This window comes from Sporolactobacillus caesalpiniae, from assembly GCF_040513385.1.
Lineage (GTDB): Bacteria > Bacillota > Bacilli > Bacillales > Sporolactobacillaceae > Sporolactobacillus.
In genome coordinates, this window is sequence record NZ_JBEVCB010000004.1 from 108,123 (window position 1) to 123,080 (window position 14,958).

The 14,958-nt window shown below is 42.3% G+C and carries 18 protein-coding genes; 5 read left to right on the forward strand and 13 right to left on the reverse strand.

Translation table 11 applies throughout. The features are described from left to right. Positions 1-36 precede the first annotated feature (36 nt). From ABWW58_RS08865 to ABWW58_RS08880, 4 genes are read right to left on the reverse strand one after another with little or no spacing between them, the layout of a single operon-like run. The gene (locus ABWW58_RS08865; RefSeq protein WP_353868788.1) at positions 37-762 is read right to left on the reverse strand and encodes a restriction endonuclease subunit S; all 726 of its coding nucleotides are present in this window, start codon (positions 760-762) and stop codon (positions 37-39) included. Between the two features lie 18 nt (positions 763-780). Beyond that, a complete protein-coding gene (locus tag ABWW58_RS08870; RefSeq protein ID WP_353868789.1) occupies positions 781-1,350 on the reverse strand; it encodes a restriction endonuclease subunit S in 570 nt (189 codons plus the stop codon). After that, positions 1,340-2,863 (reverse strand): type I restriction-modification system subunit M, encoded by a 1,524-nt coding sequence (locus ABWW58_RS08875; RefSeq protein WP_353868790.1) that lies wholly within the window; start codon positions 2,861-2,863, stop codon positions 1,340-1,342. The genes ABWW58_RS08870 and ABWW58_RS08875 overlap by 11 nt, the downstream gene beginning before the upstream one ends. A gap of 14 nt (positions 2,864-2,877) precedes the next feature. Then, positions 2,878-3,468: a helix-turn-helix domain-containing protein gene (locus tag ABWW58_RS08880; RefSeq protein WP_353868791.1), complete on the reverse strand. Its 591-nt coding sequence runs from the start codon at positions 3,466-3,468 to the stop codon at positions 2,878-2,880. 309 nt (positions 3,469-3,777) lie between these two features. Between ABWW58_RS08880 and ABWW58_RS08885 the strand changes: the two genes are divergently transcribed. The 4 genes from ABWW58_RS08885 to ABWW58_RS08900 are packed head-to-tail and all read left to right on the forward strand — an operon-like array spanning position 3,778 to position 5,186. After that, a complete protein-coding gene (locus ABWW58_RS08885; RefSeq protein WP_353868792.1) occupies positions 3,778-4,005 on the forward strand; it encodes a hypothetical protein in 228 nt (75 codons plus the stop codon). Positions 4,006-4,032: 27 nt separating this feature from the next. Continuing rightward, a complete protein-coding gene (locus ABWW58_RS08890) occupies positions 4,033-4,605 on the forward strand; it encodes a DUF4352 domain-containing protein (protein ID WP_353868793.1) in 573 nt (190 codons plus the stop codon). A gap of 18 nt (positions 4,606-4,623) precedes the next feature. Next, entirely contained in the window at positions 4,624-4,974 is a 351-nt protein-coding gene (locus ABWW58_RS08895; protein ID WP_353868794.1) for a transporter, read from the forward strand. A gap of 44 nt (positions 4,975-5,018) precedes the next feature. After that, positions 5,019-5,186 carry a hypothetical protein gene (locus ABWW58_RS08900; protein WP_353868795.1) on the forward strand — a complete coding sequence of 56 codons (168 nt, stop codon included), beginning with the start codon at positions 5,019-5,021 and terminating at the stop codon, positions 5,184-5,186. A gap of 277 nt (positions 5,187-5,463) precedes the next feature. Here the strand turns inward: ABWW58_RS08900 and ABWW58_RS08905 are convergent, their stop codons facing one another. From ABWW58_RS08905 to ABWW58_RS08925, 5 genes are all read right to left on the reverse strand, one after another. Continuing rightward, positions 5,464-5,583, reverse strand: coding sequence for a putative holin-like toxin (locus ABWW58_RS08905; RefSeq protein ID WP_353868796.1), 120 nt, complete (start codon positions 5,581-5,583; stop codon positions 5,464-5,466). Positions 5,584-5,675: 92 nt separating this feature from the next. Continuing rightward, positions 5,676-6,476, reverse strand: a complete 801-nt coding sequence (locus tag ABWW58_RS08910) for a hypothetical protein (RefSeq protein WP_353868797.1) — start codon at positions 6,474-6,476, stop codon at positions 5,676-5,678. A gap of 130 nt (positions 6,477-6,606) precedes the next feature. Then, positions 6,607-7,692: an NERD domain-containing protein gene (locus ABWW58_RS08915; protein WP_353868798.1), complete on the reverse strand. Its 1,086-nt coding sequence runs from the start codon at positions 7,690-7,692 to the stop codon at positions 6,607-6,609. Between the two features lie 650 nt (positions 7,693-8,342). After that, positions 8,343-9,347: a hypothetical protein gene (locus ABWW58_RS08920; protein ID WP_353868799.1), complete on the reverse strand. Its 1,005-nt coding sequence runs from the start codon at positions 9,345-9,347 to the stop codon at positions 8,343-8,345. After that, positions 9,348-9,695 carry a PadR family transcriptional regulator gene (locus tag ABWW58_RS08925; protein WP_353868800.1) on the reverse strand — a complete coding sequence of 116 codons (348 nt, stop codon included), beginning with the start codon at positions 9,693-9,695 and terminating at the stop codon, positions 9,348-9,350. It lies immediately after the preceding gene. Positions 9,696-9,871: 176 nt separating this feature from the next. On the opposite strand from ABWW58_RS08925, the gene ABWW58_RS08930 reads away from it, so the two are divergent. Further along, positions 9,872-10,807, forward strand: coding sequence for an aldo/keto reductase (locus ABWW58_RS08930; RefSeq protein ID WP_445783423.1), 936 nt, complete (start codon positions 9,872-9,874; stop codon positions 10,805-10,807). A 130-nt stretch (positions 10,808-10,937) separates the two neighbouring features. On the opposite strand, the gene ABWW58_RS08935 is transcribed toward ABWW58_RS08930, so the two are convergent. The 4 genes from ABWW58_RS08935 to ABWW58_RS08950 form a co-directional block, all read right to left on the reverse strand. Next, on the reverse strand, positions 10,938-12,227 hold the full coding sequence (locus ABWW58_RS08935) for a DedA family protein (RefSeq protein ID WP_353868801.1): 1,290 nt from the start codon (positions 12,225-12,227) through the stop codon (positions 10,938-10,940). A gap of 258 nt (positions 12,228-12,485) precedes the next feature. Then, entirely contained in the window at positions 12,486-13,286 is an 801-nt protein-coding gene (locus ABWW58_RS08940) for an energy-coupling factor transporter transmembrane component T family protein (protein ID WP_353868802.1), read from the reverse strand. Then, positions 13,283-14,140 carry an energy-coupling factor transporter ATPase gene (locus ABWW58_RS08945; protein ID WP_353868803.1) on the reverse strand — a complete coding sequence of 286 codons (858 nt, stop codon included), beginning with the start codon at positions 14,138-14,140 and terminating at the stop codon, positions 13,283-13,285. The genes ABWW58_RS08940 and ABWW58_RS08945 overlap by 4 nt, the downstream gene beginning before the upstream one ends. After that, positions 14,131-14,943: an energy-coupling factor transporter ATPase gene (locus tag ABWW58_RS08950; RefSeq protein WP_353868804.1), complete on the reverse strand. Its 813-nt coding sequence runs from the start codon at positions 14,941-14,943 to the stop codon at positions 14,131-14,133. Before ABWW58_RS08950 ends, ABWW58_RS08945 begins: the two co-directional genes overlap by 10 nt. Positions 14,944-14,958: the final 15 nt, after the last annotated feature.

The window sequence follows — 14,958 nt, forward strand, 5'->3', positions numbered from 1 at the left end:
TACCATTTATACATCGATAAACCCTAATTTATTTGGTCACTGGTCCTCAGTTGGCACACGGATCTCACCAGACATGAGTTTTGGGAGGAGCGTGTCTCTTAAATTTGTTAATACTAAATTTTCACGTTCATTTTTACAGATCACATTAAAACAAGAATGAATCATATTTTGAAAACGGATTAAAATATTTTTATTTGGCACAATTGCATCAATATTCTTCATACCTAATCCAGAAATTTCTTTAAAAGTTGATCCTGATGCTTTACTTTTTATTAACTTCAGGTTTTCTTTTAACCAACAATAAACAAATTCAGAACCAAAACCCTTCTTAACATCAGGAATAATAGACTTAAATCCCTGATTAGTTGTCAGTTCATTTTTAGCAATAGCGATATAACCAATCGGCGCTCTTGAACTAAATAATATAGTACCTTTAGGAAGTAATTTAACACTAGAATTTTCAAAACCTTTGAACGTTATATCAGTTGCTCCCCGACTCACAAATATATTCTTATTGAGAGAAAGATCCTTTGGTGTCAACCATGAAATACCTATTTTTGTGTAATACTCTTTTCTTTGTTTTGATGGAGTAGCTCCACCAACAATATTGCCGAAATCAGACGCAAAACCAGCTTTCCATCCCTTGGGAATTAGTCCGATTTTACTCTCGACCATCTCCCCCCCGCTAGATTTATAAGGTTTGCCTTCTTCATTGGGAAATTCAAAGTCAACAAACCAATGTTTGAAAATCGCTTGAGCCATGGCTTCTAAATTTTGATTTTATGCAGCAAATTCAACAACAAAATTTTGATTTAGCTGATTGTTAAGTTCAATTTTTCTATCCAGTGCTGACAGAATATTAACCATAAAATTTTGTTGTATTTTGGGAGGAAGTATAAATTTCATATTTCCATAAGTTTTCGCGTTCATATTTTTTCTAGTACTTCCATTTGAGAATGAAGTAACCCAATTTTTATAGATCTCCGACAACGTATAATATCTTAGAAACTTTGGATTAATTTTCTCTGGATCCAAACTGAATTTAATTAAAAAGCCTGCATACACCAACCTACCGGCACTACCATCATAAAAATAGCTTCTACCAGTGCTATTCCCTGTTCTTGCAAAAACAATATCGTTAGGTTTTAGTAGGTACTTTTCTGCCTCACCATCATCCACTGATTTTAAACTTTCTTTCAAAAGAGTTCCATCATCACTAATATCTGATATTCTTAAATAAGTATAAAGACTACTTGAATATTCCACAGCCGAAGCAGGTATCCCATAAGATCCTTTTCCATCTATAGAAACATCCGCTAATCTCACTACTCGCCATTGATCACAACTCATACCCAATCCCCCTCAAATTCTTTTTAATCTCTTCTTCGAGTTTGTGAGACTGGTCGAACAAATCGCTCAATTCACTGGTTAATTGAGTCATCTTTTCATCAAATGGAATACCATCATCTGGTTCATCAGCAATTCCAACATATCGACCTGGTGTCAGGATATAGTCGTTTTCTTTAACTTCGTCGAGTGTGGCTGATTTACAGAGTCCCTTAATATCTTCATATTTCCCGTCTTTGTTCCTCCATGCGTGATAAGTGCCGGCAATTTTTTGAATATCTTCGGTACTAAGCTCACGGTGACGGCGATCAACCATTTCGCCAAGATCACGCGCATCAAGGAACAGAACCTCATGTTCGTGGTTACGCTGTTTCGTACTGCCTTTCTTATTACGATTAAGGATCCACAGTGATACCGGAATTTGAACGGAATAAAACAGTTTATCCGGCATGGCAACAATGCAGTCAACCAGATCGGCTTCAAGAAGATTTTTGCGGATCTCACCTTCATTAGATGTATTGGTACTGAGCGAGCCATTGGCAAGCACGACACCTGCTAATCCTCTTGGAGATAAGTGGTACACCATATGTTCAAGCCAAGCATAATTGGCGTTCCCTTTTGGAGGAATCCCATATGCCCAACGCGCATCATCAATCAACTGCTCTCCACCCCAGTCACTAATATTGAATGGTGGATTGGCAAGAATAAAGTCTGCTTTTAAATTTTTGTGCAAATCGTTATGAAAGGTATCATCTTGATGCGGTCCTAAATTTCCGGAGAGTCCGCGGATCGCCAAGTTCATTTTGCATATTTTCCAAGTGGTCGCATTTAATTCCTGTCCGTAAATAGCGAGATCGGTCAACCGACCTTGATTTTCCGCAACAAATTTTTCACTTTGGACAAACATACCTCCCGAACCACAACAAGGATCATATACGCGACCTTTGAACGGCTCGATCATGGAGACCAAGGTTTTTACAACTCCGGTTGGTGTATAGAATTCACCGCCGCCCTTACCTTCTGCTGCAGCGAATTTTGCGAGAAAATACTCGTAAACGCGACCTAGTAAATCTTTTTCTTCATTATCGTATAGCTTAATGGTTGAAATAAGATCAACTAATTCGCCAAGTCGACGCTTGTCTAGTTCCGGCCTTGCATACCGTTTTTCAAGCACATTTTTAAGCGTGGCATTTTCTTTTTCAATCAGAATCATGGCATCATCAATAATCTGACCAATTTTCTCACTCTTCGCATTGTCGCGAATATGACCCCATCGCGCTTCTTTAGGTACCCAGAAAATATTTTCAGCCAAATACTCGTCGATCTCTTCTTCGAATCCTTCCCCCTCTTCAATCAGTGCGTTATACTTCATTTCGAATTTGTCCGATATGTATTTGAGAAAGATCAGCCCGAGCACCACATGTTTATAATCAGTAGCTTCCATACTACCGCGCAGCTTGTCGGCTGCCTTCCATAAGGTCTCTTCAAATCCGATGTTTGCTGTTGTTTCTGCCATTGTCTTGTCTCTCCTCAATAATTATAATCATCAAGTACTTCAAACAGTGCCGCTTCAAATTCTTCCTGTTCCGGACCAGTGTTGATATCACCAGGGAGAACATCCAAATAATGTGCCAGTCCTTGGATCGTTTTTTGTAAGATAATTTCTGACTCTGCCTGTTCGAGCAGTTCAAGAATGATTCGATACATATCCATATAGGGATGATCATCAACCTGTTCTAATGTTTCTTTAAATCTTTGGACAAGCCTCGTTTTCTCAATGGATCGTTCAATCGTATTAATTTCTTCTTTATCATAAACCGGCACAGATTCAAGTTGCTGCGCACCAGGACTGAGCACTTCCTCGTGCCGTTTGATAATGGGCTGCAATTCAGCTTTCAGCTTTTCTTTCTGAATCTCCAGCTTCTCTAGTTCACTAAGTTCCTCTGACAGATATTCCCGGTCAACATGAAACAGTTGCTCTAAGGTCGACAGATATTTTTTCGGTATATTCTGTTTACCCTTAAGCCACAAGTTAATGTTTTGTTTCTTAATTCCCAACCGATCAGCTAGCTCCAACTGCTGCATGTTGTAAAGTCCGAGCAAATATTCCAGGCCTATCAATTCATCACCACCCATTTGGGCATTACTTATTGACTCGGTAAATTTATTTTAATTAATTTCATTGACCCAGTCAATATTTTCTGCTATTTTTAATTGTGTTGAATAGGTTAACCCATTCATTTTGTAACACTGCATTCCGGAAGTGCGTTACAAAACAGTCCATTTACCCTAATCCGAGGTATGTCTGCAGCTACTTCTATTATGGGTAAAACAATGAAAAGACTCAACAGTTCACAGACGACTTTTTCTCAATAGTAAGATGTTTCCTATGAATGACTCATTTTGATAAAAATCAATGGAGGTAAAATCATGCAGCTTACCATTGTCCCGATCAGTCAAATAGATTCGGATTTTATGCTTCCCGCTTACTCAAAAGTTAAGTTATGTCAGACAATGAATCACATGCAGCTAGAAATTGATCGATTGAATGGATCAAAACTCGCTCTAGACGAAGCGAAGAAGATTATCTTGATCGAGCAACTAGAAGGCATGAAAATGGCTTTGAATTTGACAGGTTACAGACTCATCTATCACTAATTTAAATCATTGAGGGAGTGCTATTTAATGAAAAAAATGTTCCTATTACCTATTGTTTTTCTGCTCGTGTTCGCGTTGTCTGCTTGTACAGAGGATGTAACGGTTGGAAATAATGGATCTTCGTCTAAATCCGCAGGATCAACCAGTAAAGCAACCAAAGAAAAAATCCACAAACAAGTTAAAATAAATTTTTCAAACTCAACGGCCGGGCAAACCACAAAAGTCGACTCTGCTGAAATCAAAGATGTTTCCGATTTAAATCTTACGGACAATGAACTCGACAATATCACTTACGTGCTCCTGATTCATATAAGTGTCTCTAATAAAGCGAAGGACGCAGCAACTACTTTTCCTTCCCAAGGTCATATCGTTCTTGATGACGGTACCCAGATTGACGGTTTGGTTGGTGCTGATGTTTCGATTGATGATGCATTCAAAGATGGAGACGTTGCAAGCGGTGCTACAAAATCGGGTTATGTCGTTTTCCCATTGAAAGAAGATCAAGCTAAACGATTTCAAAAGGGTGCATTTAAATTTGATGTCATGGCAGGAGATAACATGTTAACAACAAAAAAATATGATGTGGCTATTCATTTCTAATTACGGAGGAGATTCGTTTTGAAAAGAAAATTAAAAATCAATATTATAACTGGTATTGCTGACATTATTATGGCATTCCTAATTATGATCTCTTGGTTCGCGGTTCTATTCGCTGCTGTAGGCGATGCTGCGTCAGGAACGCATGCAACTGGAGGGATTGGTACCTTTTTCTATATTTGTGCGGGGATTACGCTTATTTTACACATTGTCGGATGGATAAAGTCCAAGAAAAATGAAATTTCCATTGTTGGGCATGTACTCGGAATCATTGGTATGGCATGTTTTCTCTTCACAATGTTTCTTGCTTTCCCTGCATTTGTGCTTGCAATTCTAGCTGCAATTTTTACGCTGCTTCAGAAAAACAAGTAAACTGTTTACACTTGAATCTATAAAAATAACGAGGAGTGAGTATAATGGCTACAAACGGAAAACCCGGCAACGGAAGACATGGTGCAGTAAAAAATCGAGTTCAATACTACAATCCCAAAACAAAGCAATGGGTTAAAGCAGATCGAGATTCGCATACTTTTTTAGACGTAAAAAATGATGGTACACCATTCAAAGGGATTACAAAAAAGTAACTATTGATTCCCATTTATGAGTGAAACCTCCACAACAACGCTCTTTCTCTCTTTTCAACTGAAGTGATGCACTGTATAATATGGTATAGATATAGTTTCTTTGGTGTAAAATTGTATGGTGTTATGCTGATTGGCATACACTAATAAAAGCCATCAGTGCTGCTAACACTGATGGCAAGCATGGCAACTTCCGCATTGAGCGGACAGCAGTGCATGAAAAGTAAATCAAAGACGAAAATCGATCCACTTCAGCCACTGTGATGGCATATGAGGCGGATCATTTTCTTTCTTTAAATGACAGTATAGCTATTATAAGTCCCGCAAAAGAAATTGCGAGCATTAGTGCTTGATACACTGTCATGGGCAGCACCTCCGATCTTGAAGGTGTCACTGCCATCCGCTCATATGCCTAATTGCCATAATTAGAGTATATCCGATAAGATCGTGTGTTCGCAATATGATTCGTATAATTATTTCTTCGAGATCCAATTAAGAATGTAGTGAAAGCCACTTTAATAGATAAGGGCGGTCATTATTCGCTATAGTCTCATACCATTGCGAGCACATATAATATGTGGCACCTTGAATCATCAACGGTTTGCTGTAATATCTCCTGTGTTCAAAATTCTCTCCTGGTCTTACTAAAAGCGGATATTGCAGATCAAAGGTTTGCTTTGAATAGTCATTCGTCAGCATTGCTTCAATTTCTCCAGATGCTATGACCCCGCTCTCTAGTACAGTTTTTAATTTTGTTTGTGCTATCCTCCCAATCTTTTGATATTGTACCTGTGTCAGTGATGGCTCAATGTTTTCAGAAGATGATTGAGTATACAGAGTCGTCGTTCTTCGTGCTGAATCTTGTGATTGATTGATAGAGTTAATAAGTTCCGCAGAAACAGGAAAATTCTGATCACAGCCCTGAACCTTAATATAATTTTTCCAGACAAAAAATTTCCAATGCTCTCCCTCATAAGGATTGGTTAGTTTATTATCATTCGTCATTAATCTTCTTAATTGTTTGTAGTCTAATATATACAGTTTATTGCCTTGCATTCTTACAAATAATATGGCAATGTCCGCATTATCTAATAAAAGAGCTTGTTTCATAGTCAGATCAAACCAGCCATTGCCATTAACGTGCAGTTTCGATGAGGGCGTGCAAAGTACAATTTTTCGCCCGTGAGAAATTCCGGCATACATAATCTGTTTCCCTTTTACTACAGATAACTGACAGTCGTACTCTTTATTCACACGATTTACAACCAATTGCTTATCGAGTATTGGCACCATGATCACGCTCTCATTCTGCTAATTTCCTCCATGGTATCATGGAAACGCGTAGCCTGTCCTTAGCATTTAACAGCTAAACGCCATCTATAACCGCAGCGGGCTAAACAGCAGCTGCACTTCACAGATAGGCTCATCCCGCACCATTTTCCTTCTCTATGTATCTGCATTTTGGAAATCCGGAGCAACCCCAGAAGTGGTCGCCGATGTGTTTGCCGCGCTTCGCTTCACGTCTGGTCATTGATTTTCCGCATCTCGGGCAGATTTTTTCAGGTGCAGCGGTCACGGATTCGTCAACGACGACTCGGTTTTCGATCTGATCAGTTTCTTCTTCCAGAATAGCAGAACTCTGAATTGTATCTTTTGACGTTGAGTCTTCCGACGGCTGTGGTGGGCTTGTGACTTCCTGCGCTGCTGCAGTCTCACTTACCACACTGGTATTTTCTCCGTTGTGATCGATGGCTGCTCCCTTCAAGGCTTTCTTTTTCTCTGGGTATCTCGCCCGGATGTTCTCTATATGCGTTTGTTTCACTTCTTCACTCACCTGCGAGTAGGGAACCAGCTTCTGATAGGTTGCTTCAATCTCATCAGCCGTTAAAATCGCACCCGTCTGGCTGATTATGCGTTTCACATGATTTAGTACACGGTGTCGGTTCATAACTTGAGCGTTGCCTAGGTCTAATGTAACTTTCTTTAGTTCGCAGCGATCACTGAAAAGAATAAGGGAATGATAAACGATGTGTGGATAATCTGAGAGGCATTGCTTCAGGTATTTCATATGTGACGCATTTTGCATGATTGGATTGTAAAAGTGGTTTTTAATACTCCTTCGTCCTGCGCGTAAGGACTGAGTCCATGTCCGCTGACTTTCAGTGCCGAAAATCCAGCCGCTGTAATTTTTCGATTCGAACACGTAAATTCCACTTTTGTGAATCAGCAGCACATCGAGTTCGGTGGTTTTGCCATCATCCTTAGGCAGGTAAACATTGAAGAGGAAGCGCCCTTGCCTTTCGATTGGACGCAGCTGTTTATAGGTCAAATATTCTCCATGGCTGCCAACAGATCGGAGGGTTTTCAGATAAGGGCGGTGTGTCATTCGGTAGTATTGTGTATTCTTATACCTTATATTTTGATAGGTATAAATGATGAAGAATGATGCGGCAATCACCGTTACAATTGCTAAGGTAATCAGTGCATAATACAGATACAATTGAGTCATTAGGTCACCTCTTGATCATTTGGATTATTCTTATTATTATAACTTACATATCTAATTAAGGGTAAAAAGTTTTGTGATAAAGGTTTTACTTTTCTTCTCATGTCCATACATAAAATGTATAATACGAGTAATGTCATCAGTGCTGCTAACACTGATGGCGTGTATGGCAACATCCGCATTGAGCGGACAGTAGTGCGTAAGTGAATTTATTACACTGAAAAATGATCCACTTCAGCCACTGGGATGGCATATAAGGCGGATCATTTTCTTTAAATGACAGTATTGCTATAAAAATGGACCCACATCCTCGTTTATGATGAGACCTACCTCACTTATTCATCCATTGTTCACTCTATTTGATAAAGTACGACATATTTCCCGAGAAATAAATTGCGATTTACACCGTGTATAATGATCACTAGGTTCATCAGATTCTTTTGGGTCGCCATTCTGGCCGCGGTAGTCTACATGATGTTTATAAATCACTTCGCTCAGCAGAGACCGCGTAATTTGAAAGCCGCATTGGGTATCGCTTTGAACGCGCTACTTTGGTTTCCGTATTGGCTGCTGTTTGTTCTGATCGCCTATCTAACCTTGCACTGAATTTTTGATCCGCTGCGTTAGGCTATTCACGAATTGTTTTTTCTTGTCTATTTTCGAAATCCCTTGTAGAACAGCTCGCAGGTGTCGATCAGATAACCGAGAGCGATGAGCAAGATTATTCTGCCGGTCACGGTCTCCCAGATCGTTTTTATTATCTGATAGTCATCGCCATTTCCAGATACAATTCCTGCATGGACCATATCGCTCAAAAAGTCCGGATTCCACAGTACCGGATTTGTAAAGATAGCTGCGATTATAGCGAAGGACACGACATTGATCACGAAAAGATAAGCAGCCAGTTTCTTAGTCCAGCATCTGGTCACCAGCTTCAGACACTCCTTCAGGATACCTATACTGACCAACGCAAAAACGAGTGGAAGCATTGCCCGAATTGTTTCATCATTGAAAATTGGAACCTGCGTGATGCGGCCGTCTGCCAAATGATAAATCCCAATCAGATGGGACGAATAAACGAATAGAACCATCAACAGAATCGAAAAAACAATGCCGATGATTGACTCGCTACGTTTGATTTCTTTCTTTGAGTCGGGAATATCCGGCAAACGCTTCGGACTCCAGTTCTTCTTTTTCCCCCCAGCACGGCCACTGTTATCTCGTTGTGAAAACTCATAGAGTGCAAAGATGATCGTGACGATCGCAAATCCATTCATTCCTGAAGAAACGCCGGAAATCAAAGCATCGACAAACGCTTTTAATAGATTGGTCGGAGAGACAACAATTTGAATGGCGAACGTGACGCCAACCGCTATTTCTATGACTGCGAGAACGATTTTGAGTACTGTCCAATAGGTGTCAAATACATCAGGACTGATTAAAAAACGATTATATCCTCGGTATTGTTCAGCGAGCTTATTTGGATCGCCAAGTTCTGTTAAAATCGCCTCAATGTCTTCCGATGTTGCCTCTCTCCCATAGGCACGCCGGTCAAGCATATCCTCAATCAGACTGCGCACCTCTTTTTCAATATCCGCTCTTTGCTTCAAGGGAATTCTTCTGATCAGCGCATAAATATAGCGATCAATTAGTCCCATTTACTGTCCCTCCTGATCTGTAAGCAAATTGTTCATGCTCTTAACCATCTTCCTCCATTCCTCACCTAAACGTACGTACACGTTCTCACCCGTTTTGCTGATTTGGTAATATTTACGAGGTCGCGATTCGCGCGTATCCCAGTGGCTCTCTAGAAGTCCTTGCTTTTCCAGCCTACGCAATAATGGATAAAGCGTATTCGCATCGACAGAAACACCTTTTTCTTCAAGTACCTTCACAAGGGAGTAACCATATTGCGGCTCAAAAAGCTGGCTCAGCGCGCTGAGCACGATTATGCCGCGTCTCAATTCCTGCGTCAAGCTTTCTATGAGTTCATTTTCTTCAGCCATTTCATCAACTCCACAGCATTAATATACTGTGTAACACACACTATTGTCAATTTAATTTATCATTCTATACACTTTAACTACTTAATTAAGCCTTTTTGCTTTAATTTTGTATGTGTACATTCTAATATTAATTACGAAAAGGCTTTCAACTATTGATACAGTGGAGGGATTTAGTCTTGAAACAAATCGCAATTGGACCTGAAAAGAAATTAGGGTCGGCAGTTGTTCAAGGATGTATGCGCATTTCGGACATGTCTGAGGAAGCGGTGGATCGGCTAATCAAAACCGATTTGGAAAATGGCGTTACCTTTTTTGATCACGCGGATGTCTATAGTGACGGTGCATGTGAGGCCCTGTTTGGTAAAGTGCTTGCGAAACAGCCCGGCTTGCGTGATAAAATCACGTTACAGACAAAATGCGGCATTGTGCGCGGCAATGGCGAACATAATAAGGCATTTGATTTTTCGAAGGAACATTTGCTTGAAACAGTCAACGCAAGCTTGACACGTTTGCAGACGGATCATGTGGATTATCTGCTGCTGCACCGTCCGGACGCTTTGGTTGAACCTGAAGAAGTGGCCGCTGCATTTGATCAGCTGCATTCCGAGGGCAAGGTGCTTCACTTTGGTGTCAGCAATCAGAATCCGTTCCAGATCGAACTTCTGAAAAAGTCAGTGCAGCAGCCCTTGGAAATCAATCAGCTCCAGCTCAGCGTCAAGTTCACCGGAATGATTGACGCAGGAATCAATGTAAACATGACCGTTGACGGTGCGTCTGATCGTGACGGCGGCATTCTTGACTATTGCCGTCTGAACGATGTAACGATTCAGGCGTGGTCGCCATTCCAATATGGATTTTTTGAAGGGGTTTTCCTAGATAACTCAAAGTTTCCTGAACTAAACAAGAAAATCGATGAAATTGCGGCGAAATACGAGGTCAGCAATAACGCAATTGCTGTCGCGTGGATCCTTCGTCATCCGGCTGAGATGCAGGTCATTCTCGGTACAACAAACGTGAACCGAATTGCTCAATCTGCTAAAGGTGCGGACGTTACGCTCACCCGTGAGGAATGGTACGCTATTTATCAGGCGGCGGGCAACAAACTGCCGTAATAAAATTTTGATGGCCGCGCATTGTGCCCGGCCTTTTTTTATTGGAACTTTTTCTTAAACAGATCAATCCACCTTCGAACGCTCATCACCCGCTTCACCTGTCACACTACGACTCAAATGAATGAATTCCTTAATGGTTTAATCCTTTCTTTATAAGTGACAGAAATCGGAATAGTTCAAGTGAAAGCATCAGACCACTCACCCAAACCGCTCCGAAAACATAGCCCGCCAGCAGATCACTCGGAGTAATACGGAAAATGCTGACTGCGCTGACGGAATAAGCCAGCAAGATGAAAAGGAGCACAACTAATTCGATCATGCTGATCAGATAATTCTTTTGATGGCGCACCAGCATCATCAAAAAATAGCCAATTATTATTAGAACCATCATCGATCGCTCATTCGGAAAATCCGCACTTGTATAGCTGCCGGTCAGCATAAAACGAAAGAGCCAGCGAACGCCGTTTGAAAAAAGAAAACCGCCGGTCAGAGTCAGACCAAGAAACAACAGCTCAAGCCATTTGTCTCTGTTATTAACAAGGATCGTACCGATTGTTAAAATGAGAATACTACTTAATGCAGTCCATGAAGACAAGGCTGATATATGCTGCATCGTGGACCATAACCGAGAATCGGCGACAAAGGAGATAACCACCCTTGAGATCTTATCGAACGGCGTGAATTCATTGCTAATGAAATTTTGAATCATTCCCACCATCAAAGTAATAAAAGAAATAAATGCGGCCAGAATTAAAAAAATAAATAATTTGATTTTCAAAAAGCTTCGATACCGCATAAAAGTCGCCTGAAAAAGCAGTAAAAGCGACTCCTTGATATACCTTCGATTCGCTTTGATCACTAGGTAACACAGCAAAACAATACCGAAGAAAACGCTGGCCAGTACCAGCCATTTTTTGATATCTCCTTGATAGTTATCCCACTGCGGACCCAATACATAACCGAGTGATAGAAATGTGCCTGTCCAGAGAAAGACGCCAATATAGGCAAAGAGGCAGAATGATCGAACTGGAAGGCGAATCACTCCGGAAATAATGCTTGCAATATGCCTGATACCGGGTACGAAGAAGGAGAAAACTAAAAGCACCTTTCCATAGTTCTTATACCATTTTGAAATTCGATCCATTTTCTCCGGTCCCATATGAATATAGCGACCGAACTTGCGAAAAAAAGGGACACCAAGCGTATAGCCGATCCAATAGGAGAGTGTCGCGCCTAGAATTCCACCGGACCCTGCCGATAACAAAGAAAGAATCAGATTCATCTTCCCATGAAAGGACAATATGCCGACATAACTCAAGAGGGCTTCATTGGGAATCGGAATACAAATCAATTCAAGCATTAACGCGCAAAAGAGTGTGAAGTAACTATATTCATTGAGTAACTGAATGATCTCATTCACGAGAACTACCTCCGCATAACGACAGCTGTCCGAAAGTTCTGGCCATATTTTCCGTCCGGTAGAAAACACGGGCAGCGTTCTTACCTCACTAAGATAGCGCACCAATGGTTCGAACACAACATTGATGTCTTGGGCCATTAAACTTTTAATCTGATCTTTCGTTAACGATGATCTTCCCTGCAAGCGAGGCTTTCGTTTACGTAGAACGAGAAATAGACCCATCCCTTGATAGGAATGGATAAGCAGAACATCTCCCGTTTAGTACGTAAGATTCAGTATTAGAAAAGCCGTCGTGAGAAGACACATCGTGAACAGACAGACTGTGTCCCCTTTCTTCCAAATCAACCGACGAAAGGAAGACCGCGGCAACTCGGAGCGATACCCGCGCACATCCATTACATTGGCCAGCTCCTCGCCGCGATTAAGCGAACTTGAGAAGAGCGGCAGAAAAATGGGCACCAACGCTTTCATCTGGCGAAAAAGCGAACCCTCGCCAAAAACCGCGCCTCGCGCTTTTTGCGCATCCATAATGCGCTGCGTCTCATCGAGCAGATTTGGGATAAAACGCAGCGCAATCGACAGCATCATTGACAATTCGTCGACCGGAACCCGCAAAATACGCAGCGGACGCATCAAAAAGGTCAAGCCATCTGTAAGTTCCATTGGTTTTGTTGTTAAAGTCACAGCCGTTGTGACGACTATAATCGTCACGAAACGTGAGAAGATAAACAGTGCGTTAGCCAGGCCATATTCTGAAATTTTTATTGGACCCCAGTTGAAATAGATGGTTCCGCCGGAGGTAAATAAAATCTGAAGAAACACGGTGAACAAGATCAGCCAAATTAATGGACGAACACCGCGAAAAAAGGCTCGAAAACCAATTCTCGTTGTACTCATGACGAAAAAGGTGAAGAGCCACAGCAAAATTAGACCCTGACTATTCTTTGCCAAAAAAGATATGAAAATGAAAGCAATTCCGGCGATCAATTTGGCACGTGGATCCAATCTGTGGATGAGTGAATCGCCCGGGAAATAGCGTCCGAGAATTAACTTGTTCATACGCGTCCCACCTCAATCAGCGCATCCGCAAGTTCATCTTCAGTCAGACAGACGCGTGGCAAGCGCGTACCCGAACGCGCCTCGAATTCCAGTTGGAAGTGTCTGGCATCCGGAACATCAAGCTGCCATCTTTCCAGGCGTTCCGTATCCTCGAATAAATTGCGCGCAGAATCGTGAAAAACAGCCCTTCCTTTTTCCATCACCACCACATCATCCGCATAGCGTGCCACGCTTTCCATATCGTGGGTGACCATAACAATGGTTAATCCATTCTGCTTGTTCCATTGCTTGAGAAGTGAGAGCAGCTCCTCTTTTCCAGTCGGATCTAAGCCGGCAGTTGGTTCATCTAAGACAAGCACCTCAGGCTCCAGGGCTAAGACACCGGCAATAGCGACTCTCCTTTTTTGACCACCTGACAATGAGAAGGGTGATCGATAAAGTATGGATTCATCCAGGCCGACTTGAGCGATCACTTTTTCGGCCAATGCATGTACGTTATGAGGATGCGCGCCGAAATTCAAGGGACCGAAGCTGATGTCTTGTTCCACGGTTTCAGCGAACAGCTGGGACTCAGGAAATTGAAACACCATCCCGACACGTTTCCGAACCGCTTTCAGTATCCGTTTGCTCGATTTGCCATCGATGGTGATGTCTCCAATTTCCGCTTGTCCTGACTGGGGGAGCAAAAGCCCGTTCAACACTTTTAGCAGGCTGGATTTACCTGCGCCGGTCGGACCAACCACTGCCGTAAATGTTCCGGGTTGCAAGGACATACTCACTTCCCGCAGTACCCGAGGGCTGCGCACCGGACCAATCTGATAGTCTGCCGTCACGTGATCCAATCTTAGTCGCATAGCCATTGAACCCATTCGCTTTCCGTCCGGTAAGATTCCGGCGCCCTGCGGCCTTTATTCAGCAGGAGACGCCGCAAACGCTCGCTGAAAGGTGCTGCGAGTTCCGTCTCTTCGCTGAAAATATGAGCAGGAGTATCGCTTCTTGCGACATGTCCTTGTTTCAAAACAAGGATTCGATCACTCGCTGCCGCCTCGTTCATATCATGCGTGATCGAGAGAATAGTCACGTCTCGTTCTGCCTTCAACCGCTTCAATGTCGCGAGCAGCTCGCGTCTGCTTCGCGGATCAAGCATGACAAAGGCTTCATCCAAAATCAGCAGATCAGGCCGCAATGCGAGCACGCCGGCGATCGCAACGCGCTGCTTCTGCCCGCCGGACAATTGCGTCGGATCGGCGGTCCGATAATCAAGCAGACCGACTGTCTCCAAAGCTTCTGTCACGCGCACCTGCATTTCATCGACAGGCATATTCAGATTCTCCAATCCAAACGCGACATCGTCCTGAACCGTCGCACCAATGAACTGATTGTCCGGATTTTGAAAAACAATACCAGCGTTACGCCGAATGGTCCACTTGGACTCTTCATCAAGCGCCACGCCGTTAATGTGTATTGTCCCTTTACTCGGCTGAATCAACCCGATCAACAGCGCTGCTAAAGTAGACTTGCCGGCGCCGTTGTTGCCAATGACTGACAGCCATTCACCTTTTTCCACCTTGAACGATACTGATGAAAGTGCATCTGTTTGTTCACGACGATCATATCTGAATGTTACATTTTCAACGTCAATCATCAGATCCTTCATTGGACTCAACCTCCC